Origin of the sequence: Flavobacterium piscis, assembly GCF_001686925.1 — a bacterium.
Lineage (GTDB): Bacteria > Bacteroidota > Bacteroidia > Flavobacteriales > Flavobacteriaceae > Flavobacterium > Flavobacterium piscis.
Window position 1 is genome coordinate 405,977 of record NZ_LVEN01000035.1, and the last position, 23,437, is coordinate 429,413.

General features: G+C 36.4%; 16 protein-coding genes. 5 read left to right on the forward strand and 11 right to left on the reverse strand.

The annotated features are described in order from the left end of the window. Nucleotides 1-32 precede the first annotated feature (32 nt). Together FLP_RS16550 and FLP_RS16555 are read left to right on the forward strand one after the other, a co-directional pair. Complete coding sequence (locus FLP_RS16550) at nucleotides 33-1,304, forward strand: acyltransferase family protein (protein ID WP_065450629.1); 1,272 nt, start codon at nucleotides 33-35, stop codon at nucleotides 1,302-1,304. A gap of 172 nt (nucleotides 1,305-1,476) precedes the next feature. Continuing rightward, the gene (locus tag FLP_RS16555) at nucleotides 1,477-2,331 is read left to right on the forward strand and encodes a penicillin-binding transpeptidase domain-containing protein (protein WP_065450630.1); all 855 of its coding nucleotides are present in this window, start codon (nucleotides 1,477-1,479) and stop codon (nucleotides 2,329-2,331) included. A 572-nt stretch (nucleotides 2,332-2,903) separates the two neighbouring features. On the opposite strand, the gene FLP_RS16560 is transcribed toward FLP_RS16555, so the two are convergent. Then, complete coding sequence (locus FLP_RS16560; protein WP_065450631.1) at nucleotides 2,904-3,332, reverse strand: SRPBCC family protein; 429 nt, start codon at nucleotides 3,330-3,332, stop codon at nucleotides 2,904-2,906. 256 nt (nucleotides 3,333-3,588) lie between these two features. On the opposite strand from FLP_RS16560, the gene FLP_RS16565 reads away from it, so the two are divergent. After that, nucleotides 3,589-4,983: an aldehyde dehydrogenase family protein gene (locus FLP_RS16565; protein WP_207797822.1), complete on the forward strand. Its 1,395-nt coding sequence runs from the start codon at nucleotides 3,589-3,591 to the stop codon at nucleotides 4,981-4,983. A 68-nt stretch (nucleotides 4,984-5,051) separates the two neighbouring features. Continuing rightward, nucleotides 5,052-6,461 (forward strand): MFS transporter, encoded by a 1,410-nt coding sequence (locus tag FLP_RS16570; RefSeq protein WP_065450632.1) that lies wholly within the window; start codon nucleotides 5,052-5,054, stop codon nucleotides 6,459-6,461. Nucleotides 6,462-6,524: 63 nt separating this feature from the next. Here FLP_RS16570 and FLP_RS16575 read toward each other — a convergent pair whose 3' ends face one another. The 4 genes from FLP_RS16575 to FLP_RS16590 all read right to left on the reverse strand — a co-directional run bounded on the left by FLP_RS16575 (nucleotide 6,525) and on the right by FLP_RS16590 (nucleotide 13,085). After that, on the reverse strand, nucleotides 6,525-7,910 hold the full coding sequence (locus FLP_RS16575) for an efflux transporter outer membrane subunit (protein WP_065450633.1): 1,386 nt from the start codon (nucleotides 7,908-7,910) through the stop codon (nucleotides 6,525-6,527). 400 nt (nucleotides 7,911-8,310) lie between these two features. After that, nucleotides 8,311-11,460 carry an efflux RND transporter permease subunit gene (locus FLP_RS16580; protein ID WP_065450634.1) on the reverse strand — a complete coding sequence of 1,050 codons (3,150 nt, stop codon included), beginning with the start codon at nucleotides 11,458-11,460 and terminating at the stop codon, nucleotides 8,311-8,313. Nucleotides 11,461-11,466: 6 nt separating this feature from the next. Next, entirely contained in the window at nucleotides 11,467-12,588 is a 1,122-nt protein-coding gene (locus tag FLP_RS16585) for an efflux RND transporter periplasmic adaptor subunit (protein ID WP_065450635.1), read from the reverse strand. Beyond that, nucleotides 12,588-13,085: a DUF2480 family protein gene (locus tag FLP_RS16590; RefSeq protein WP_065450636.1), complete on the reverse strand. Its 498-nt coding sequence runs from the start codon at nucleotides 13,083-13,085 to the stop codon at nucleotides 12,588-12,590. The genes FLP_RS16585 and FLP_RS16590 overlap by 1 nt, the downstream gene beginning before the upstream one ends. Before the next feature lie 434 nt (nucleotides 13,086-13,519). On the opposite strand from FLP_RS16590, the gene FLP_RS16595 reads away from it, so the two are divergent. Beyond that, the gene (locus FLP_RS16595) at nucleotides 13,520-14,131 is read left to right on the forward strand and encodes a helix-turn-helix transcriptional regulator (protein WP_065450637.1); all 612 of its coding nucleotides are present in this window, start codon (nucleotides 13,520-13,522) and stop codon (nucleotides 14,129-14,131) included. Between the two features lie 92 nt (nucleotides 14,132-14,223). Here the strand turns inward: FLP_RS16595 and FLP_RS16600 are convergent, their stop codons facing one another. From FLP_RS16600 to FLP_RS16625, 6 genes are all read right to left on the reverse strand, one after another. Further along, nucleotides 14,224-15,642, reverse strand: coding sequence for a TolC family protein (locus tag FLP_RS16600; protein ID WP_065450662.1), 1,419 nt, complete (start codon nucleotides 15,640-15,642; stop codon nucleotides 14,224-14,226). Continuing rightward, on the reverse strand, nucleotides 15,623-16,978 hold the full coding sequence (locus FLP_RS16605) for an HlyD family secretion protein (protein WP_065450638.1): 1,356 nt from the start codon (nucleotides 16,976-16,978) through the stop codon (nucleotides 15,623-15,625). The genes FLP_RS16600 and FLP_RS16605 overlap by 20 nt, the downstream gene beginning before the upstream one ends. Before the next feature lie 2 nt (nucleotides 16,979-16,980). Then, the gene (locus tag FLP_RS16610) at nucleotides 16,981-18,636 is read right to left on the reverse strand and encodes a peptidase domain-containing ABC transporter (protein WP_065450639.1); all 1,656 of its coding nucleotides are present in this window, start codon (nucleotides 18,634-18,636) and stop codon (nucleotides 16,981-16,983) included. 107 nt (nucleotides 18,637-18,743) lie between these two features. Next, on the reverse strand, nucleotides 18,744-19,079 hold the full coding sequence (locus tag FLP_RS16615; protein ID WP_243397551.1) for a hypothetical protein: 336 nt from the start codon (nucleotides 19,077-19,079) through the stop codon (nucleotides 18,744-18,746). A 373-nt stretch (nucleotides 19,080-19,452) separates the two neighbouring features. Continuing rightward, the gene (locus FLP_RS16620) at nucleotides 19,453-21,276 is read right to left on the reverse strand and encodes an alkaline phosphatase (RefSeq protein ID WP_065450663.1); all 1,824 of its coding nucleotides are present in this window, start codon (nucleotides 21,274-21,276) and stop codon (nucleotides 19,453-19,455) included. A gap of 619 nt (nucleotides 21,277-21,895) precedes the next feature. Then, nucleotides 21,896-23,431 carry a RagB/SusD family nutrient uptake outer membrane protein gene (locus FLP_RS16625; protein ID WP_065450664.1) on the reverse strand — a complete coding sequence of 512 codons (1,536 nt, stop codon included), beginning with the start codon at nucleotides 23,429-23,431 and terminating at the stop codon, nucleotides 21,896-21,898. Nucleotides 23,432-23,437: the final 6 nt, after the last annotated feature.

Genomic DNA, 23,437 nt, shown 5'->3' on the forward strand with positions numbered 1-23,437 from the left:
TAATTAACGAAACCAAAAAAATAACCGAACCAATGACAAAAGAACGTTTAATATCACTGGATGTATTTAGAGGATTTACCATTTTATTGATGACCATTGTCAACAATCCGGGAAGCTGGGCCTCTATTTATCCGCCTTTAGAACACGCCGAATGGCACGGATGTACTCCTACCGATTTAGTATTTCCTTTTTTCGTTTTTATAATGGGAACCGCGATTCCGTTTGCAATGCCAACGAAACATTTTGATTTGGCGGTTTTTAATAAAATTATGGTTCGTTCGTTACGAATCTTCTGTTTGGGATTTTTTCTCGCTTTTTTCAGCCGATTCGAATTATTTGGTTTAGAAGGAATTCCGTTATTAATCGTGAGATTACTAATCACTTTTGCAGTAGCTTATGCCCTTTTAGGCAACTTTACTTTAAAAGTCAAAACCTATCTCGCAGTAGGGATTTTTGCCATACTAATATCCTTAGCCTACAGCGGAATCGAAGCTTTTGAAGACGTAAGAATTCCTGGCGTTCTGCAACGAATAGGAATTGTATATTTCTTTACTTCTATTTTATATTTAAAAACAAACCTGAAAACGCAACTTATCGTTGCTGCTTCGATTTTATTGATTTACTGGATTTTGATGGCTTTTGTTCCGGTTCCGGGATTCGGCCCCGCCAATTTCGACAAAGGAACTAATCTGGCTGCGTGGTTAGACAATTTACTTTTAAACGGACATTTATGGGCTTCTAGTAAAACCTGGGATCCTGAAGGAATTTTGAGCACTTTACCAGCCATTGGTACAGGAATCATGGGAATGTTTATTGGTCAAATACTAAACATGCAAATCACCAAAATCGAAATTGTAAAAAAACTAGCTATTACAGGAATTGTTTTGGTCGCTTTGGGTTTACTCTGGAACACCTTTTTCCCAATCAACAAATCGCTTTGGACAAGTTCGTATGTTTTATACACGGCCGGAATTGCTACAATCTGTTTAACTCTTTTATATTATATAATAGATGTTGCAAACTATACAAAATGGACAAAACTATTTTTAATCTGGGGCGTAAATCCTATGATTGTGTTTTTCTTTTCAGGAATTATTCCGAGAGCTTTAAGTGCAATTAAGGTACAAAGTCCGGAAATAGCTTCAGAAGAAATTAGTCTTCAAACGTCGATTTACAAATACGGAATTGCAACCTGGTTCGAAAATCCGTTGAATGCGTCGTTGGCTTATGCTATTTTATATGCTATATTTTGGTCTTGCATCTTATGGGTTTTTTATAAAAAGAAATTGATTTTTAAAGTTTAAAAAAGACTTTACAAGTTTTTTTTCCCCACGAATTCCACGAATGAGCACGAATTTTTTATGTTAATTGCGCATAATAATTAATATCCATTTGAATATTTTAATTAGTGAAAATTCGTGAAATTCGTGGCGAAAAACTTTTTCTAAAATCCGACTAATATTTTAAAGCATCAATATGAAATCGACACAATTTGTTTTTGGAATCCTTTTTATCGCAATTCTTTTTTCCTGTTCAACAAAAAGAAAAGACAATCATTTTACATCAAAAAATGATGAGGTTTTGGTGCGTCAGGATTTTAAAAAATATTTTGATGAATGTAATGTCGAAGGCGCTATTGCGATTTATGACAATAAAAATCACACCTGGATTTTGTCTGACACTGTTGCTACAAGAAAAGAAACATTGCCTGCTTCAACATTCAAAATTATCAACTTACTGATTGCCCTTGAAACAAAAACCATTGCAAGCGAGAATGACATCGTAAAATGGCCGGGAAGTACCGATACTCTAAAATACGATTATCGCCCCAATATCTATCACGACATAACCGTAAAAGAAGCTTTTGAAGTTTCGGCAGGATGGGCTTTTATTGAATTGGCAAAGAAAATTGGAAAGGACAATTACAAAAAATATTTAACGCTTTGTCATTACGGAAACATAAACCTTTCGCAAACTGATCCCGATTTTTGGAATTTTGGAGCCTTCGGAATTTCACCTATCAATCAGGTGGAGTTCCTTAAAAAACTCTACGAAGAAAAATTGCCTTTCTCTAAGCGTAACATACATATCGTAAAAAAAGTAATGATAACCGAACAAAACGATGATTATACCATTCACTCCAAAACTGGCTGGACCAGAGAAAACGACATCAATACCGGCTGGTGGGTGGGTTACATCGAAAATAAAAACGGAGCTTACTTTTTTGCCACACGCCTTTTGCAAGACAGAAAACTAAACGCTTCTAATTTTGGCAATTGCCGAAAAGAAATTACGAAATCTGTGTTTAAAAATTTGAATGTAATACAATAAAAAGAAGCTCATTAGGAATAGCATGTCATTAATCAGAAGGAAATTATATATCGCTCCGATGGAGCTATAGTGTCAGGGACTTATATATTACTATAAATATGACGCTCCGATGGAGCTTGATTCACTGAAGGAATAGTGCCAGCGGACAATTTGATTAAGTTAAGAAAAAATCAAATGGGACAATTTGTTAAGGACAATATTATATCAATTTGTTTTTGTTCCATCGGAACATTTCATTGGTAGCCCAATAAATACGGCATTTTTTCACGTTCCCTAGGAACGTTTGATTTTATAGATAATAATTGGTAAAAACATATACAATTTCTCAAACGTTCCAATGGGACGATGTTTCTCACGATGCATTTTTTTTCTACCGATGAGGTGTTCCGATGGAACACAATCTAATTTAATAACATTGCCCAGTAGGACGGGATATTTATAGAATCTATTTTGCCGTGTGGAGAGAAACCCCAGCGGGGTGATATATATTTAATCAGAAAAAAATGTCCCTATTTTACTGATGAAGCTTTAATAATATAATCAATATTGCATTTTCTTCTTACTGAATGACACTAAAATTTTCGCTTTTGATATGGCGTTCCTTCCCCATCTTCGCAATAACTTTTTAGACTTAACAAAAACATGGCCCAATTATAATTGCACCACTGGTAAAACTCGGTCAGTTCGCGCCAGTCCAAATGCTTGAGAACAACAGAGGTAACTCCGTTTTTTTCTGTCAGGTCAAATGAAATTTTGGTACCAATCCATTCCGGATCAGAGGCCACGCATTCCCATAGGATTCTTTTATTGGGAGACAATTCGACCACTTTCATTTTTGTATCATAATTATCATCGAAATCAAACTCATTGATAAAACCCACTTCCGGCTTTACAATCAATTCTGTTGTCCACACTCCAGCCAGGCCTTTTTGTGTGGTTAGTACTTTATACACTTCTGCAATGGGAGATTTGATGTAATTGATGTGCTCTATTTTTTCCATCCTTATAATTGGTTGTAGTTAGAAACTCAAAGTTAATAAATTTGTATCATCCAGATACAGAGCTCTTTTTTCATCAGCAAGAACTATTATCATCTTTATATTCTAAATAAAAGGGCTCATCTAAAACGAAATTAGGAGATCTATTTTAAGCATTTTGCCTGTTATGAGGATTAATTTAATTAACTTTAGATTAAATACAATAGCAAAAAAGATATCAGGAATTACTTTTTTACCCTGATTTAAAATAAAAGACATTATGAAAATGACTGCAAAAATCACATCTCCATACGATCAAAGTTTTATTAAAGAATTACCCCTTATAAATAAAAATGACATTGAGAGTATACTTACTACCGCCCAAAATTTATTTACAGATCAATCGAATTGGATTCCCGCTTATAAGAGAATCGAAATACTGGAAAAAACAGCTTCGATAATGAATGACAAAATTGAGGAATTATTGGTTACTGCTATAAATGAAGGCGGAAAACCGTATCAGGATTCCAAAGCTGAAGTACTTCGAGCCATCAAAAGCGTAAAATTAGCCGCAGAACACATTTCTCAAATAAAAGGAGAACAAATTCCAATGGGTCTTACCGAATCTTCTTTAAACAGGATTGCTTTTACCTCAAAAGAACCTATCGGGATTGTGGTCGCTGTTAGTGCCTTTAATCATCCGTTAAATTTAGCGGTTCACCAAATCGTGACGGCCATTGCTGCCGGTTGTCCCGTAATTTTTAAACCCGCAACTGCCACACCGTTATCGAGTTTGGCTCTTGCCGATATTTTGAAAGAAGCAGGATTACCAGACGGCTGGCTTCAGATTATTTTATGCGATAATGAAGTTGCCGAATTACTGGTGACAGACCCGAGAGTTAATTTTTTCTCTTTTATCGGTTCAGCCAAAGTAGGCTGGTACTTAAAAAGTAAACTATCGCCAGGTACAAGATGTGCTTTGGAACATGGTGGCGCCGCGCCTGTCATTGTTGAAAGTGATGCTGATTTTAAGGAAATGATTCCTGATCTCGTAAAAGGTGGTTTTTATCATGCGGGACAAGTTTGTGTTTCGGTTCAGAGAGTTTACGTAAATGAAGGTATTTGTGATCATTTTATTGAAGAGTTTGCAGCAGCAACCAATAAACTGGTTACAGGAAATCCGTTAGATCAAAAAACAGATGTTGGTCCGCTTATCACGCCCAAAGAAGTCGATCGCGTAGAGGAATGGGTGAATGAAGCCGTTAAAAAAGGTGCTAAATTAATCACAGGCGGAAAAAGGATTTCTGACACTTTCTTTCAGCCTACCGTTTTGTTTGATCCGTCAGAGGATTCGAAAGTTTCTACTACCGAAATCTTTGGTCCTGTTGTTTGCATTTATTCCTTTACAGACCGTGATGAAGCCATAAAAAGAGCCAATGCACTTGATGTTCATTTTCAGGCGGCTGTTTTTACAAAAAATTTAGATATTGCTTTGGATACCGTTAAAAAACTAAATGCTACTGCTGTTATGGTCAACGATCATACTGCTTTTAGAGTCGATTGGATGCCATTTGGAGGAAGGGATTCTTCAGGAATTGGTATGGGCGGAATTTCATATGCCATAAACGAAATGACGAGAGAAAAGTTAATGGTTTTTAAAAGCAAATTTCTATAATTACAGTCAATGAGCTCATAATTTATGGTAAATGAAATTAATTTTAAATAAAGAAAAAGTTTTAAAATATGAACGCAAACCCTGCAGAACTAAACATTGAAACCACCAAAAAAGTATTACCCATTATTTTGGCGACTTCGATCTTTATGCAAATGCTCGATTCTACCATTCTAAATACCTCGATAACGGCTATTGCCAAAGATTTACACGAGTCGCCGCTTGATATGCAAAATGCTATTATTAGTTATGTATTAACTCTTGCGCTTTTCATGCCGGTTAGCGGTTTTTTATCGGATAAATTTGGAACTAAGAAAGTCTTTATTTTTGCTTTATTATTATTTAGCATTGGATCTTTATTTTGTTCGCTTTCGCAGAATTTAAATTATCTTATTTTTTCCCGTGTCATTCAGGGTATCGGAGGCAGTTTAATGACTCCTGTTGGCAAGCTGGCCCTTATTAGAACATTTCCTAAAAAAGAATTATTGAAAGCAATGAATTTTGCCATTATCCCTGCCCTGATTGGTCCCGTGTTAGGTCCATTGGTGGGCGGATATATGGTTGATTATCTGTCCTGGCACTGGATTTTCCTGATCAATATTCCGTTTGGTATTATTGGTATTCTTTTAAGTTTAAAATACATGCCTGATTACAAATCTCCTATAATCGATTTTGATTTAAAAGGCTTTTTAATTTTTGCAGCGGCTTCACTCCTATTGTCTGTTTCTTTAGAATTATTTGGCAATACTGTTCGTCTGACACCGGTTTTAATGGTGTTACTGTCCGGATTTTTAATGTTGTATTGGTATTATAGACATGCTGTGACAGACAACAATCCTCTTTTTCCTTTGAATTTATTTAAGGTAAGAACTTTTCGGGTAGGTATAGTGGGCAATCTGGCAACTCGTCTGGGTTTTAGTTCGATTCCTTTATTATTGCCAATGATGATTCAGATTGCTTACGGACAGTCGGCGGTGACCTCAGGATGGATTGTGGCGCCAATGGCCCTTACTGCAATGTTTGGAAAATCGGCTGTTATTAAAATTCTAAATACTTACGGTTATAGAAAAACATTAATGGTGAATACTTTTATTATTGGTGTTTTAATTTGTGCATTGGCTATTCCGTCAATTCATACTTCTTTTTATTGGTATGTTCCTATTATTTCGGTTTTGGGTTTCTTCAACTCCATACAGTTTACTTCTATGAATTCTATTTCTATTGCCGATTTAAGGGTTTATCATACAAGTAGTGGCAACTCGCTGGTTTCTGTCAATCAGCAATTGGCCATTGGTTTTGGAATTGCCTTTGGACTTTTAGTCCTTAAAATTTTTCAGGGTGATATAAAGCTTATTCATAATGAAATTCACAATGCATTTCGATATACATTTTTAGTTGTCGGTTTTCTGACTATTCTTTCCGGATTAGTTTTCAGAAGGCTTCACGATAAAGATGGTGACAATTTAAAATCAACTAATTAATAAAAAAACTAAAGCCCAATCGTAATTGATCGAGCTTTATTATTTCCATAAATGCTGAACTTTTTAGTTCCAGCCTCCGCCAAGTGCTCGGTATAAGTTTACAACCGCATTCAATTTTTGACTTTGGTCATCAATTCCTCTTAATTGTGCGTTTAATAGATTTTGTTCGGCTGTAAGTACATCCGTATAATTGGTTGTCGAATTGTTCAGTAATTCTTTGTTGAACTCAACTGCTTTCAATAAAGCTTCTAACTGTTTTTTTCTTTTTTCTTCTTTTAATGCAGCATTATCATATTTAGACAATGCGTTCGAAACTTCTTCGCTTGCTTTTAACATTGAAAATTCAAAGTTATAAAGCGCTTCTTTTTGTAATGATAATGCCGTCGCTAATCTTCCCTTATTGATTCCTTTATTAAAAATAGGCTGGGTAAGTCCTCCGGCAATATTACCAAAAAGTCCTCCGTTTGTGAACCAGTCTTTCAGTCCGAAACTTGAAAATCCAGCCGCTCCGCTAATGGTCAAAGCAGGATAAAAATAAGCTCTTGCCACATTCGTTTCTTCAAATGCCGCTCTAAAATTATATTCGGCTTGCTGTACATCCGGACGATTGGAAAGAAGCTGCATCGGCACCCCAATTTTAAGATCGTAATTTAGCTTTTGCTTTTCAAGAGAGCCACGTATAACCTTAGTCGGAGATTTTGCCAGAAGTATACATAAAGCATTTTCGGTTTCGGTTATTTTTTGTTCGATATCCGGAATGGCTAATTCTGCTTCATAAAAATTGGCTTCACTTTGCACCACGGCAACTCCATTAATAATAGAATTTTCGAAAAGAACCTTGATTGTTTCGGCATCAGTTTCTCTATTTTTGGCTGTCTTTTTAAGTACTTTTAATTGTTCATCCAAAATTAGCAACTGATAATATGAATTCGCAATATTAGCGATCAATTGGGTTTGAACAGCACGTTTGGCAGCATCTGTAGCCAGTAGATTTGCTAATGCACTTTTTTTAGCACTTTTTAATTTACCCCAAACATCGATTTCCCATCCGGCAGTAATTCCTAAATCATATTGTGTGGATTGGTCGAAAAGTCCAAACCCTTGCGGGAAGGCCAATCTGGATTCTTTAACCGACAGATTTCCGTTTACCGAAGGTAAAAAAGCGGCTTTACTCAGTTTGAGATTTACTCCCGCCTGATTGATTCTTTCCACCGCAATCTTCAAATCCAGATTGGCTGCTAATCCGTCCGTAATAAGTTGCTGCAAAGCTGGATCTGTAAATAATTCCGACCATTTCATGGTTGCGATATTTGTTGTGTCCTTATTTTCAGGATCACGATACGTTACAACTGTTTCGGGTTTTGTATACGGTTTCGTGATCTTGCACGAGCTCCATATACTGGCCACAATCAGTAAAATGATGATTAATTTATAATTGTATATTTTCATTATAATATGTTTTATTTCTTTAAAATTTAACTGCAATCCCGATAGTTATTAGGAGCAGAGGTTTACGCAAAGTCCGCTAAGTTATTTTAAGCTGAAAGTTTCAGGCAAAGCTCGCAAAGCTGAAATCTTTATAATCTGTGGCAAAAAATTAACCATCGAGAACACAAAGTTTTTCACAAAGCCCGCTAAGTTTATAAGCGATATTGTATTGACTACTGTATTTCAAATATAGCCCGAGGCTTCAGCCTCGGGAAACGCATTGTGATGATTTGCATTGAAACAATTCATTACGTCCCAATCGTTGAACCATTGGCTATGTTTTTTTTAAAGCTTTGCTCCCGATTGCGTAGACCTCTGCTCGTGATAAAATAACTAAAAAGCTATTCCCTTTGTCCCTTTACTAATCAATTACTCGAGGCTCATGAACAGGAACTTTTACTCCTCCTACTTTTTCCTGCAGCGACTGAAAAATGATAAACAGCACCGGAATTACAAAAACCCCGAATAAAGTACCAATCAACATCCCGCCAACCGCAGCTGTACCAATCGACCGGTTACTTAAAGCTCCTGCTCCTGTCGCAATCATCAGCGGAATTAAACCGAAGATAAAAGCAAACGATGTCATTAAAATTGGTCGTAATCTGGCTTTAGCACCAAATAGAGCCGACTGCACCAAACTTCTTCCGCTCAAACGATGCAATAAGGCAAACTCTACAATAAGAATGGCATTTTTAGCCAAAAGACCAATTAGCATAATCAAACTAATCTGAAGGAAAATATTATTATCAACCCCAAACAAATTCGCAAATATAAAAGCTCCTGCAAGTCCAATTGGTAAGGATAACAATACGGAAAATGGCAAAATATAACTCTTGTATTGCGCACTCAATAAGAAATAAATAAATATCAAACAAAGTCCGAAGATTAATGTGGTCTGGCTGCCGCTTGAAAGTTCTTCTTTGGTTAAACCGGAAAATTCATAAGCATATCCTCTGTCTAAAGTTTGTGCTGCAACTTCTTCGATTGCTTTGATGGCATCGCCTGAACTGTATCCGGCATTGGGTGCGCCAGTAACCGCGGTTGAGGTAAAAAGATTAAAACGGTTTATAAATTCCGGACCATATGTTTTCTTTAAGGTTACAAATTCCGAAATTGGTGCCATTGCTCCTTTGTCTGTTCGCACAAAAACTTTATTGATGTCGCTTTCTTTCGCTCTGTAATCCGGACGCGACTGCAGCATTACTCTGTATTGTTTTCCCAATTTATTAATATCCGAAGCATAGATTCCGCCAAAATATCCCTGAAGTGTATTTAATATTGTATTTACAGAAACTCCTGCATCTTTACATTTCGCTACATTTACATTGACTTCCATTTCCGGAAAGCCAATATTAAACGGATTTGTGGCATACATAATCTCTGGTCGCTGATTGATTGCGGTCATAAACTTGCCAATATTCTTCTCGAAATCCTGATAACTGCCTCCGGTTCTATCCTGCAATTGCACTTCGAATCCGTTGTTATTTCCAAATCCCTGCAAAGTGGGCGCGGCAAAGAAAATGACACTTGCCCCTTTTATATGGGCCGTCTTTTCGAACAATTTAGCTACAACCGAATTGACATCCTGATTTTTTCCCTTCCTGTCTTTCCAAGATTTTAATCTAATGAATAAAGCACCGTAAGAACCTCCATTTCCATGAATTAAATCCATTCCTGATAATGTAGACGATAGTTCTATTTCCGGAATACTTCTCGCAATACTGTCGATTTCTTTTGTAATTTCTTCAGTGCGTTCAAGTGTGGAAGACGCTGGTAAAACTACATTTCCGTAAATTGCGCCACCGTCTTCATTGGGTACAAAACCTGTAGGTGTAGTTTTTATTAAAGCATAAAATACCATCCCAAATACTGCTATAGCGACTAAGGATATCCATTTTCTGCGAATCAGGAATCGAACTGCTCCTACATATTTATTGGTTACGGCATCAAAAGCTACATTAAAACTGGCATAGAATTTTGGTAAAAACCCTTTTTTGTGATCTGATTTTTCAGGATCGTGTTGTTTTAATAAAATAGCACAAAGCGCAGGACTTAAAGTCAATGCATTAACAGCCGAAATTAAGATGGCTACAGCCAGTGTTAATCCAAATTGTTTATAAAATACTCCTGCCGAACCTGTAATAAAAGTTACGGGAACAAACACCGCCGACATAATTAAGGTAATCGATATAATCGCTCCGCTGATCTCACTCATGGCGTGAATAGTCGCTTTCCTGGCCGATTTTGCCCCCTGATCGAGTTTGGCGTGAACGGCCTCGACTACTACAATTGCGTCATCGACGACAATACCAATGGCTAAAACCAAGGCAAAAAGAGTCAGTAAATTGATCGTAAAACCAAATAACTTCAGGAAAAAGAAAGTACCAATAATCGATACCGGAACGGCAATTGCCGGTATTAATGTTGATCTAAAATCCTGCAAGAAGATAAATACCACAATAAAAACAAGGATAAAGGCTTCGATAATGGTATAAATTACCTTTTCGATAGACGCGTCCAGAAAATCATTAGCATTTAAGAATGTATGGTATTCTATTCCCGGAGGAAAATCTTTGGATGCCTTTTTTAAAATATCCTCACAAGCAATGATTAACTCTCTGGCATTCGATCCTGAAATCTGACTGATTGCTCCTCCTGAAGAAACTTTTCCCTGAGTAATCAATGATGTGGTGTAATCTAAAGCTCCAAATTCAATATCGGCCACATCTTTCAATCGCAATACACTTCCTTGTTGACCACTTCTTAATACAATGTTTTCAAATTCCGCCGGATTTTCAAGTCGGCCTGTAAATTTTAAGGCATATTGAACAGATTCTTTACTATTTTCTCCAATTTTTCCCGGAGCTGCTTCGATATTTTGCTCCTGCAATGCTTTAATAATATCGTCCGGAACCAGACCTTGATTTGCCATTGCATCGGGTTTTAACCAAATACGCATCGAATATTCCTGATCACTATAAATTTGGGTTCCTCCCACACCTTCAACACGTTTCATTTCGGGAATAATATTGATCCTTAAATAATTATCAAGGAATTTTTCGTCATATTTCCCGTCTGTGCTGTATAACAAAAAACTAAAAGCAGTACTACTCAACTGTTTACTGGTTGTAATACCTGCTTTAATAACTTCATTTGGCAATAAACTCGTCGCTTTCGTAACCCTGTTCTGAACATTTACGGCAGCCATATCAGCATTGGTTCCCTGTTTAAAAAATATGGTTATCGCCGCACTACCATTACTGCTGGCAGTAGATGTCATATAAGTCATATTCTCGACTCCGTTTATTTGTTCTTCCAGAGGTATAATTACACTTTTCATCACCACATTGGCACTTGCTCCCTGATACGAAGTGTTTACTACAACTGTTGGCGGGGCAATTTCAGGATATTGTGATATGGGTAATGATACTAATCCCAGCAACCCTAAAATCACTATTATGATCGATATTACCGTGGATAATACCGGATTCTCTATAAATTTTCTAAACATGATTTTTTATTTTTTTGAAGAAGAAATCGGTGCGATTTTTACTCCATCTCTTAAATTTCCAATTCCTTCTGTAACTATACTATCTCCTGATTTTACACCTTCGGTTACTACATATTCTTTTTCGGTGGCTTCATTTCTTATTTTTATTTCGGTGTTGTGCACTACGTTTTTTGCATCTACAGTAAATACAAAAAAGCGTCCCTGCAATTCGAATACTGCTTTTTTAGGTACCAGAATTGCTGCTGTAAATTGTGTTGGAATCACTATTGTGGCACTTGCCCCGCTCCAAAGTTTTCCTTCTGGATTTGGAAAAACAGCTTTGAAATTAGCTGATCCTGTGCCTGCATTTAAAACGCCGCTTAAGGTTTGAATTTTTCCTTTTGATGAATAGGTTTCTCCATCGGCAGTAACCAGAGAAACTTCGGGCATATTCCTGAATTTATCCTTTAATTGATTGCCTGAAAATTGTTCTAAAAAAGAGTTTAATTGTTGCTGACTTAAAGAGAAATAAGCGTAAATATTTTTAGTATTGGCAACGGTAGTCAAAGGATCGGCTGCCGAACTGCTGACCAAACTTCCTATCTTAAAAGGTAAACTTCCCACAACTCCGTTAATTGGGCTTACAATAATGGTGAACGCCAATTTTGATTTTGCCGAAGATAAATCAGCATTGGCCTGACTTAATTCGGCTCTTTTTACGCGTTCTATATTTTTGGCTGAGGTTAATTCGTAATTGTTTATAATTTTCTTTTCAGCCAAAGCCGATGTTCTTTTGGTTTGAATAACGGCTGTTTCCAGACTGGCTTCGGCGGCGAGAACTGCTGCTTTCTTATTGTTTACTTCCTGCAAATAACTATTGGCATCGATTTTAAACAACGCTTGTCCTTTGGCTACAGCCGAACCTTCTTCTACATAAACCTGCTCTATATATCCATCTACTTTTGAGCGTATTTCGACGGTTTGTTCCCCTTCTAAAGTAGTGGGATATTCTACCGAAACATCGGCTTTTTGAGCTTTTAGCGTAAGCGTTGGATATGATACCGGACTTTCTGTTTGTTCTGTTTTTTTGGTTTCGCATGAAACTATCGAAAGGGTTCCTATAAACAAGATTGCTGCTATTTTTTTCATTATTTTCTTTTATAAATCATTAAAGGAGAACCTGCTTCTCCCCACATTAGGGTTTTTACATATTTAATTAACTGGCTTGTGGCCAAAACGAGAATTTCTTCGGGTAGGGATGAATTGGCTTTAAGCACTACTTTTTGATTGATAAAAGCCGAAAATTCTATTTTTCGTACTCTTTCGATCCATAAAAGATTGATGTGGTTTTCTGTTACAGTGTACACTACTATTGAGGCATTAGGCGCTAGCAACGAACTGATTAATACATAAGCCCAAAGCGGAACAATCGCATCATTTGAACAAGTGATTACGACATCTTTTCCTTTAAACTGAGTCCAGTTGATATTGGCCATTTCAGATCGAAAGGCCTTTTCCTGCAATAGAAAATCTTCTATTAGAAAAGGCACAATGTCAAATATGATAAAATCATTTTCACTGGGTTTGTACGCCCGCAAATCAAGTGTTTGTATGCCTGAAGCATTTATTTTATTTATTATTTCCATATCTGGATGATTAAAAAATTGAAATATTATTGCGTTTTAAGTTTTTGAATTTGGCTGATTTTTAGGCATAGCTATCCCCTGCCCAATCTGAATACTATTTTTTGCATTAGACTGAGTAAGTTTTAAAAAGAAGCTTTCATTCTTTAACTAAAGTTTTTGGAGATTTTTAAAATCTGAAGAATATTTTATTTACAGATTTTCATCAACACGTTCCAATACGGAACGATATAAACAGGCAAAGCAATCCTATCATATGAACTAAGGGGAGGTGATTCTAATTCTAGTACCATAATCTACAGTTTGTATTAATAAATGCTGTAACTCACAAGTTGGATTGCTTTTAGGATAATAATATCTCGCAATGCGCTTTGATAAGTAAGGCAAAATTAATAATTTTGCATAATAAAACAACTAAATACTTGTTTTATTAATTTATGACTACAAATAAGATTTTAATGTTGCTCAAAATGCGGGGTTCTCTTACGGCTCTCGAGATTGCGCATGAGCTTAAAATAACCAAGGAAGGAGTTCGACAACAGTTAGTTAAACTTGTCGAAGAAGAACTTATTCATCCGCAAGAAGAATCTAAAGGTGTGGGCAGGCCACAAAAAACTTTTAGCCTTACAGCAAATGGAAATGCTAAATTCCCGGATACTCATGCTGAATTGACCTTAAAACTAATTAATATTATGAGCTTGATGGGAAACAATATGCTCGATGATGTTATTAATGTTTATGAAGAAGTAGGGAAAAAGAAGTATCACGAAGAAATTGATACTATAGATAATTTGGAACAAAAAATAGAAAAACTGGTTGAAATAAGAACCAGAGAAGGTTATATGGCCGAATACTCTAAGAATGACGAAGGATATCTTTTAGTAGAAAACCATTGCCCTATTTGCGCTGCTGCTACCATTTGTCAGGGCTTTTGTTCCTCTGAATTAAATACTTTCAGGTCTGTACTGGGCAACGACGTTATGATCAATCGCATTAGCCATATCATTGCAGGTGAAAGAAGATGCGCGTATCAAATTATCCTGAATTAATTTGATCTAAAATAGAAAACACCTGCAAAATATAAATTTCACAGGTTTTTTCAGTCAACAATTAAATATAACTAAATTCTTAAGCATTACAATCAATCGGGATTTGCCAGTATTTTATACAACTCAGCATTCGAAATATAAAACTGATTTTCGATACTAATTTGAGATAGTTTTGCACTTACCAGATTATTTTCACGCGAATTGATCAGAAAGATCGAGCTTTCGCCAAAGGAAAACAGTTTCTCTTCTGAGTTGAGCATGGTCACGTAATCTTTGACCAGATTGTCAATAACGTTTTTTTGCCTTTTTAAAGAAGCAATTTCGGTTTGCTGCGCTTTTATTTTATTCTTTAATTCTAATCTTTGCTGATCGATATCAAACTTTAAATCCTGAATTTTAAGTTTCGCAAGTTTAAGTCCTCCGCGTTCTTTTCGCAGAAAAATTGGAATACTAAAATCGATATTAAACTTATAATCATCAGCATTAAAAGAATTAAAATAAGAAGGTTCAGAAATATAATTGTAACCCACATTCAGTTTTGGCAATAATGAATTTGCTTTGAGCTGTCTGTTGATTTCGAGCATCGACATTTTAGTTTGCAGAGCCTGAATTTTAGGATGCGCTTCAAAGGTTTCTGAATTTACCATCATTGCTGAGGTATTCAAGGTGCCCTCAAGCGTCTGAATTAAATTTTGTTCCGGTTTTACATTATCTTCTAACTCGACAGGAACACTTTCGATCCATAAATAATTAGACAGATTCAGCTTGGCTTTGGCCAGTTTCAGATTTCCGTTTTCAACATTCAGTTCTCTGTTTCGTACCGTAATTCCTGCTTCGACACTGTCTATTGCGGGAGAATCTCCCAGTTCAATCAGCTTTTTTACACCATTAAAACGAGTACTGGCAAAACCCAGATAACTTTTATAAAGTTCGGCTTCGTTATAACTTTTTCTCCATTCAAAATACGCTTCACTGGCTTTGTATAAAACCTCGATTGCCCTAAGTTTTCTCTGTGCATCGCTTAGTTTTAACTGCAATTTTCCTTCGCGAACATCTGCCATTCGCTGGTTGATAAACATTCCCTGACCTAAAGCTACGCTAATTCCTAATGAAGTTAATCCGGCTTCGGGCGTACGGTTTTGCGGATTATAATATTGCCCGTCTGTATCATCAAAACCAGCTTTGATTTCGACACCGTACCAGGTCGGGATTTTAAAACTGCTGTTGAGTAACGAATAATATTCGGTTCCTTTAAATTCTTTTTTATTGTAATCTACTTCAATTTTCGGATCAAATCCGCCGCGCGCCACCATAAGCATTGCCTGGGCGGTGCTTACTTCAAGATTGGCTTGTTTGACCAGCGGATGGTATTTTTTTACGTATCCTAAAAACTCACTATAACTTAATTCTTCTTTATTAAAATCCTGACTGTAACCTGTAACAATGCCCAATAAGAATAAAAAAGAAAACAATTTTACAGCGGTTCTCCTCTTATTTCTTTTCCTTTCCATTTGCTGCTTTTTCATCTGACTTATAATAATTTGGCGGAAAACCATTTAGGTTACGCCATATTTCATACCATACCGAAACGGTTTCTAACAAAGCTATACTTTGTGCTCCGGCACCTATACTAAGTTCTTTTGGCCATTTCTCTTCTTTATTACCATCTGGAGCAATTAATACTCTGTATTTTCCGTTGGCACTTATAAAGTTTTCTATGGCCACAATTTTGCCTCCAAAGGTTCCGTAAGACAATCCCGGCCATCCTGAGAATACAATTCTAGGCCATCCGTCAAACCAAACGCGTACATCTGCACCACGATGTACCAACGGAAGATCGATAGGATCTACATACGTTTCGACCGCTATATCATAAGTTGCAGGCATTATACTGACGATTGGGGTTCCCTCTTTTATGGTTTCTCCAAGACCGGTTAATAATGCACGGTTTACATAACCGCTCTGAGGAGCCGTAATGTAGTACATTCCGTTTCTTATGCTATAATTTGCATATTGATTCTCCAGCTTATTTACCTGAGCTTCTGTATCATATTGTGTACTTAAAGCGGTAAACTTATCACTTCTTGATTTCGAAATTTTTTCAGCATATTCAGCTCCAATTCTATTAATCTCGACTCTGGCATTTATAAGCTCATTTTTACTGCTTAACAATTTATTTTGCTGTGTAATAATATACGCTTCAGATTCCTGTAGCTTCAGTCGTTTTTGCTCTACATCGGTCATTGGTTTTAAACCTTCTTTATTAAGGGCAGTAGAACGATTAAACTGTGTCTGAGCAATTCTTAACTGTGTTTTTACTGCTTCAAGATCCATACTGTCACTTTTTATTTTCAGCAGGGATTGTTTTATTTTATTTTGTGCCTGTTGCAGTTTTAATTCTCTTTCGGTATTAAGTGATTTTGCCTGATCGTTCAGCGAAGTCACTTTATCGCCATAAGATTCTACCGCCATTTTTTTAGCATCGACCTGATCTTTGGTATTTCCTACCAAATTTGGATCTAAGTAATCTTCTTTGGTTTCTGAAATAAAAAGAATGGTATCACCTTTTTTTACAAAATCGCCTTCTTTTACAAACCACTTCTCTACTCTTCCGGCAATGGCATTGTGAACGGTTTGAGGTCTTTGGTCCGGTTTTAATGTCGTGACTGATCCGCTTCCTGAAATGTTTTGTGTCCAGGGAAGGAATAAACAACCTAATGCGAACAATAAAAAACCTACGATGACTCTGTTTAAAATTTTATAATGGGGTCTGCGGGCAACGCTGGTTATCGAAACGTATTTTCCGGGAGTAATAAGTACGTTATTATCTTTAGATAAATTGAGCATGATTAAAGCTTTATGTCGTTAATAATTTTTCCATCATCAATCGTGATCATACGGTCGCATTTATTCTTCCAAATATCATTTTTAGAAGTTAAAATTACCGTCCAGTTATTTTCTTCAGAAAGTAAAAAATCAACTATTTTACCCGAAGTCAATTCGTCCATTTTATCAACGGGATCTTCGAGGAATAATATATTAGGTTTGTTTACAATACTTCGCGCCAAAAGAATTTTTTGAACATCTGAAGCCGAAAGTTCACGTCCGCCCGGATGAATCTGATTCTCAAGCCCATTAGGAAAAGTTTTAATGTAAGGTGTAAGACAAACATTGTCCAGCGCCCATTTTAGCTCATCATTATTAATGGTTTCGTTACCAAAAAGAATATTCTCTCTAATGGTTCCGGCAAAAAGCGTATCGCCCTGCAAAAATGTACCCGCCTGAGCTCTATAAGTATTTTCGTCAAGTCGGTTCATGTAATTATCTGTGATGTACATTGTACCGCTTTCGGGTTCCAGTAAACCGGAGAGCAAGCGTAATAAAGTACTTTTTCCTGCACCATTTGTTCCTCTTAAAATGATCTTTTCTCCCTGAGATATCTTCAGGTTGATATTTTTAAGGGATTTTTTGTTGTGATCCGGATAGTTATAAGCAACACTTTCGGTTTCGATATTGATGCCGGTATCGCTTACAGCTGAGGTTTGCGGAACGCCCGAAATCTCCATATCAGTAACCTGACCAATTTTTTCGACAGAAGTCAGTACATCATAAAAAGATTCCAGCCCAAAGATTATTTTTTCTACAGAATTGATCAGCAATACAATCACAATTTCAGCTGCCACAAACTGCCCGATATTCATTTGATGGTGAATTACCAGAAAACCACCAATCGACAAAAGGGCAGCCGTAACAATCACTTTAAAAATAGTAAGCTGAATGTATTGTTTTTTCATAACCTGAAAATGCTTTTCGCGGTAATTGATATACTCGCTCACATAACCGTCGTTTCTGTTTAATGCATATTCGAAACCGCCTTTTCTTCTAAAACTTTCACGATTGCGCGCAATTTCCTGAATCCAGGCTGCTACTTTATATTTAAACTTAGATTCATTCAGGCTGGTTTCTAAACCATCTTTATACGAAAATTTAAAAATGACATATAAAATAACGATAAACAAAAGACCAATTACGGTAAAAAAGGAATGGTACAAAACCAATAATATAATACCAAAACCTACCTGCAGAAAAGCGGCACAAAAATCAAGTAAAAGTTTTGCCGTTCCTTTTTGCACCATCAGCGTATCAAAAAAACGGTTGGCTTTTTCGGGTGCATATTCAGAATACATTTCTTTGAATTTAATTAAAGGCATTCTGTAAGCAAATTCAAATGAAGATCGCACAAAAATTCTTTGCTGAAGATTTTCGACAATTCGCAGCTGCAAAATGATCAAAACTCCGCCAAAACCAACTCCAACGGTGACCAAAAAAACAAGCACAACCCACGAAACACTTAACTGCCCGCTTTGAATAAAATTGATAATGGCCTGAATTCCTAAAGGCAGGGAAAGGTTTACGAGACCGGCAAAAGCGGCGTAAAATATAATTTGATAAACGTCGCGCTTATCAAGTGCGAGTAAATTATAAAAACGTTTTAATGGTGTCATGAATTTATATATAAATACAAGATTAATAGATAGACATTTATATACGGTAAATACCGTATTAAGGATGAGAGATTTTCATTTAAATCTACAAAAAAAAAGTGAAATATTTACACAATTCTCTGGGGTGGAGGTAAATAGATCTTGCCGTGAAAAGCGAATAAAAAGAGGGGATTGTCTATGTAATTTTTTCTTTTAGGTCTATTTTGGAAATACAAACCCGCCAGAGATGCATCAAGCGGAATCAGATATTCTAATAAAACAATGCCTTTTGCAAGCTTAGTGGTTTTAGCCTCTTTAGTTTTATAGTCATCTACTTCTTCAGGAATTCCGTCGCATTTGAATATTTTTTTCAGGAAATTGCAAGTCATTCCTTTTACCGAATTTACCTCGGCATTATCATTTATAATTTGGCTGAAATTAGTAGACAAATTGATACTGCTCATTAAAAAATAGCCGATTAGCAACGCCTGAAGGCATTTACAGAAAAGACTATTTTTAATTTTGTTCAGCATTTATTTTAATATTAGTATAAAAAAGAACTCTTGATTCAGCTTATTTTCTCCTGAAAACAAACTCAGACTCAAGGTTCTTTCTCTAAAAAAAACAATAATCGCGCAATTTAAATCTAAATTTTCGCTGCCACATTAAAGGAACATTAGAATTTCAGACCTCGAACATAAAACACTGACTACAAAACATTTAAAAAACAATAGCTTTCTTTATTTCTTTACTTTTTTTGAAGATTCATTTATTTATAAAAAAAAAGAGACAGTTTTATTATAAACCGTCTCTTGAATTTTTAAAACAAAACGAATACTATTTTTTAGATAAAACCTCCATAATCTTAGTATAAATTTCAGTATTTTGGTAAACGCCCGTAAAATTTTGAGCACCCGGACCGTAAGCAAAAACCGGAACCGGAACTGCCGTATGATCATTGGTACTAAAACTTCCGTGTACATATCCTTTTTCGATACTTCCGTCAATTAAGGAAAGTCCGCCCGTTTCGTGATCTGCCGTAACGATTAATAATGTTTCCGAATTTTTGTCTACAAATTCCATTGCCTGTCCTATGACTTTATCAAAATCGAGCATTTCACGAACTACATATTCTACATTATTCTGGTGTCCGCCGTAATCGATTTGTGCGCCTTCGGCCATGATAAAAAACGGATTTTTTGTTTTGGCAAAAGTTGAGGTTGCTTTGGCTAAAGATTTAGATAAAAAATCTCCTCTTCCGTTTTTCATAGAAACTACCGAAGCGTCATCCAAAACAATAAATTTGAAATTTTTGATGGTATCCAAAGAGCTGAATTTATCCGAAAAAGTATAGCCTTTTTGTATCAATAGCTTCGAAAGATCTTTACCATCTTTTCTCGATGTAAATTCTTTTGGCCCTCCTCCTATCAAAATATCGGACGGATTCGATAAAAAATCTTCGGCGATTGGCTGGCTGTAACTTCTCTCTGGTTGATGTGCATAAAAACATGCGGGCGTAGCATCAGTAATATTTCCGGCTGAAATAATAGCCGTTTTATAGTTTTTCTTTGCCAATTGTTGAGTGATTAATTCTAATGGTTTTCCGTTTTCATCGACGCTTATAAAACGATTATTGGTTTTATGTCCCGTTGCCATTGCCGTTGCTCCCGCAGCCGAATCGGTAATATAACTGTCTGAAGATTTGGTGATCGAAAATCCCTGAGTTGGAATATTAAACAAACTCAACTGCCCTTTATTCGCCGTGTAACCTGAATAAATCTGCGTTAGCCCCATTCCGTCACCAATTAAAAGAATAACATTTTTGGGTTTCTTTTTGGCGAAAGCCGAAGCGTTTTTAGGAACATACGCCTGATGAAATTCGGTATTTTGATAAAATGTCGATTTGATATTATTAATGAAATGTGTCAGTTCCGGAACATTATCGGTACCAATAAAATCAACTTTTAGGTTCATCAAAGTCATCCAGGTATTTACATTATCCTGCGTGGCCCAGAATCTGATTTTTTTGTTCTGATCGTGCACTTTTTTAATGATGGCTTGCACTTTTTCAGTATCGGCCTGAGTCATTACACCTTTCCCGTTCCAGATGGTGATTTCTTTTAAATCTTCGCTGATCATTTCGACGCGCGACAATTGTTCCGGAGAATAATTCTCGTTGAGTCTTCCGTCAAAATAAATAAAATCAGGATATTCTTTCCAGTTTGCTGGAGAAGGTCGGTTTCCTGAAATTACCACTTTTAGATTTTTGTTCGAAATTAAATCAGGATAGGTTTTGATTTGTTGGGCGATTAATTTTAAAGTTGCATCGGCTTCTGTTTTGATGTCAATCATTAAAATCAAAGGTTTATTATCTGGATAAGCTTTTCCGCCCAGACTTTTTAATTTTACCGAAAGCGGATCCAGATATTGACTTTTAAGTGTATTCTGTGGTGTAATTTCTTTAGAGGTATGCGCCACAAAAAGTTCATTATTTACAATAAAAACATCGGCTTCGATAACACCGGTTTCATTAGAATAGGCTTCGTAAAAAGGAAGTTTACCCGCATAATCATTATGAGAATGAATGTTGGATGAACTGTATTCCTGCGCTTGTGCAAACAGGAAAAACTGAAGGCAAAAAAAGGTGATTATTTTTTTCATTGCAAAAATTGGGTTTGTTTTTTTTTTAAAGTTTTTGGAGATTTTTTTTATTCTGGTTGAGGTTAATTTAAACACATAGGAACATAGTTTTTTGGGGCGTGTAATAAAGGCGTTTCACTTGTTTCAAGCACATAGCTCGTTTAGTTTGTCATTTCGACCGGAGGGAGAAATCTTCGCAAGTAACTCCGCAATGAGAATTGCTACCCTTTGTGAGTTTTAATCGCGCAAAGACGCAAAGGCGCAAAGTTTTTTTCTCATTTTATGTTATTTGATTTTTAAAGCTCCATTGGAGCGTAATATTTATAGCAATTATTGATTCCCCCTTTAGAGCTTCTGAGGAGCGGTATATATGTCACCCCGATGGGGTTCTGATTCTTTGTATCAGATTAAATTTCTATAAATATGGCGTCCCGCTGGGACTTTTTTTATTAATAACTCACAATTAAAATCATTTTTAATCCTTTAATCTGTGGCAAAAAATCAAACAAACCAGCCTTTTCCAAAAAAAAAGACTGGCCTGTTTTTATATTTAAAAATTCATTTGTTTTTTTCTTACGACTGCAAGCTCCGACAAGCTTGCAGCGTAGAAAAAACAAAACAAATAAACTGAAACTACAAATTACCAGCCTTTATTTTGCGTAAGCGCTCCTTTGCTCACTGCAATTTCGTCTGGTGGTATTGGCCAAACATGGTGAATGGCCGGGTTGAAATTACGGGCAGGATAAATCACGGTTCCGTTATAATGGTGCAAAGGTTTTGCGTATGTTGCCTGAGCATCGCCCCAACGTACTAAATCGAAATGACGGTCTGTCCATTCTCCTGCCAGTTCGCAACGTCTTTCTCTTTTTAAATCGGTTAGTGTTGCTCCGGCAAGATCGCCCAGACCTGCACGGTGACGAATCATATTGATTTCGGTATCGGCGTTTAGGCCTTTCATTAGTTTGGCTTCGGCCAACATCAAAATCACATCGGCATAACGCAAAAGAGGTACGTTTAAAGCGGTTGAAGGCTTGTCTCCGTTGGCGTTTACATAACGAATGTCGATTCCGCCAGAAGTTGTTTTTGGATAACCAAACGGCTCCATATATTTATTGAACTGATATCCGGTTCTGTTACTGGAACTTACTATATATTTTCCTTCATTAAAAGTCACTAATTCACCAAAATACAGGAATTTATCTCCTTTTTGCAAAATAGTCGCGCTGCGTCTTTTATCTGTTGGATCGTAGGTATCAAACAATTCTTTGGTAGGATAAAAATTTCCCCAACCGTTGTACGCTCCCCAACCTTTATCTTCCAGACAAACTCCAGGAAAAATTGAACCTAAAGAAGTATTTTCGGCACTAGAAGTTACAGACCAGATATATTCTGAAGACCAGTTATTTTTGATTTTAAATACATCTTCAAAATTGTCCAGCAATTTGTGTTTTCCGCTGGCAACAATCATGTTGGCATACTTAATCGCATTATCCCAATCTTTGGCATACAAATACGTACGAACCAAATATCCCCAGGCTGCTGTTTTATGAGCACGACCATAATTGTCAGGAGTTAGTTCATTAAAATAAGGCAATAAATCAGCTGCTTTTACTAAATCTGCTGCGATATAGGCATAGTTTTCAGCTACATTTTTAGCTCTTGGAACATACACATTGGTAGGGTTTTCGCGATCCTGAATTGGGATTCCGGAGCGATCGTCTCCATAATGATAAGCCAATTCTAAATGCATTACAGCATGGTTGAAATAAGCTTCGCCCAACATGGTGTTTTTAGTTTTTTCATCTAAATTAATCTTCGGAATGTTACGAATCACATCGTTGCAGCGTTTCATGATTTCGTAGTGAATTCTCCAAATATCTTTGGTATCAGATTCTGCACCATCAACAATAAAATTTTTGATACGTTCTGCGTTCTGTCTTGGTTTTGTACCAATATCATCACTTGCATTGTTCAGCCAGAAAAATCCGCGACCGTACATATTATCATCCGAATATAAAGCATAAATCGCGTTTACTCCTGCTTTTGCATCTGCAGGCGTTTTCCAGAAATTTCCGCTTGAAGGTGCTCCTTGCGGAACCAGATCAAGTTCGCTTTCGCAAGCTGTAACGCCCAGTAAAAGCACAAAACTCAATACTAAAAGACTTAAATTTTTCATTTTATT

Bases quoted from the DNA above. Each gene is read 5' to 3' on its own strand.
- FLP_RS16550 (WP_065450629.1), top strand. From the start codon at position 33: ATGACAAAAGAACGTTTAATATCACTGGATGTATTTAGAGGATTTACC.
- FLP_RS16555 (WP_065450630.1), top strand. From the start codon at position 1,477: ATGAAATCGACACAATTTGTTTTTGGAATCCTTTTTATCGCAATTCTT.
- FLP_RS16560 (WP_065450631.1), bottom strand. From the start codon at position 3,332: ATGGAAAAAATAGAGCACATCAATTACATCAAATCTCCCATTGCAGAA.
- FLP_RS16565 (WP_207797822.1), top strand. From the start codon at position 3,589: ATGAAAATGACTGCAAAAATCACATCTCCATACGATCAAAGTTTTATT.
- FLP_RS16570 (WP_065450632.1), top strand. From the start codon at position 5,052: ATGAACGCAAACCCTGCAGAACTAAACATTGAAACCACCAAAAAAGTA.
- FLP_RS16575 (WP_065450633.1), bottom strand. From the start codon at position 7,910: ATGAAAATATACAATTATAAATTAATCATCATTTTACTGATTGTGGCC.
- FLP_RS16580 (WP_065450634.1), bottom strand. From the start codon at position 11,460: ATGTTTAGAAAATTTATAGAGAATCCGGTATTATCCACGGTAATATCG.
- FLP_RS16585 (WP_065450635.1), bottom strand. From the start codon at position 12,588: ATGAAAAAAATAGCAGCAATCTTGTTTATAGGAACCCTTTCGATAGTT.
- FLP_RS16590 (WP_065450636.1), bottom strand. From the start codon at position 13,085: ATGGAAATAATAAATAAAATAAATGCTTCAGGCATACAAACACTTGAT.
- FLP_RS16595 (WP_065450637.1), top strand. From the start codon at position 13,520: ATGACTACAAATAAGATTTTAATGTTGCTCAAAATGCGGGGTTCTCTT.
- FLP_RS16600 (WP_065450662.1), bottom strand. From the start codon at position 15,642: ATGGAAAGGAAAAGAAATAAGAGGAGAACCGCTGTAAAATTGTTTTCT.
- FLP_RS16605 (WP_065450638.1), bottom strand. From the start codon at position 16,978: ATGCTCAATTTATCTAAAGATAATAACGTACTTATTACTCCCGGAAAA.
- FLP_RS16610 (WP_065450639.1), bottom strand. From the start codon at position 18,636: ATGACACCATTAAAACGTTTTTATAATTTACTCGCACTTGATAAGCGC.
- FLP_RS16615 (WP_243397551.1), bottom strand. From the start codon at position 19,079: ATGAGCAGTATCAATTTGTCTACTAATTTCAGCCAAATTATAAATGAT.
- FLP_RS16620 (WP_065450663.1), bottom strand. From the start codon at position 21,276: ATGAAAAAAATAATCACCTTTTTTTGCCTTCAGTTTTTCCTGTTTGCA.
- FLP_RS16625 (WP_065450664.1), bottom strand. From the start codon at position 23,431: ATGAAAAATTTAAGTCTTTTAGTATTGAGTTTTGTGCTTTTACTGGGC.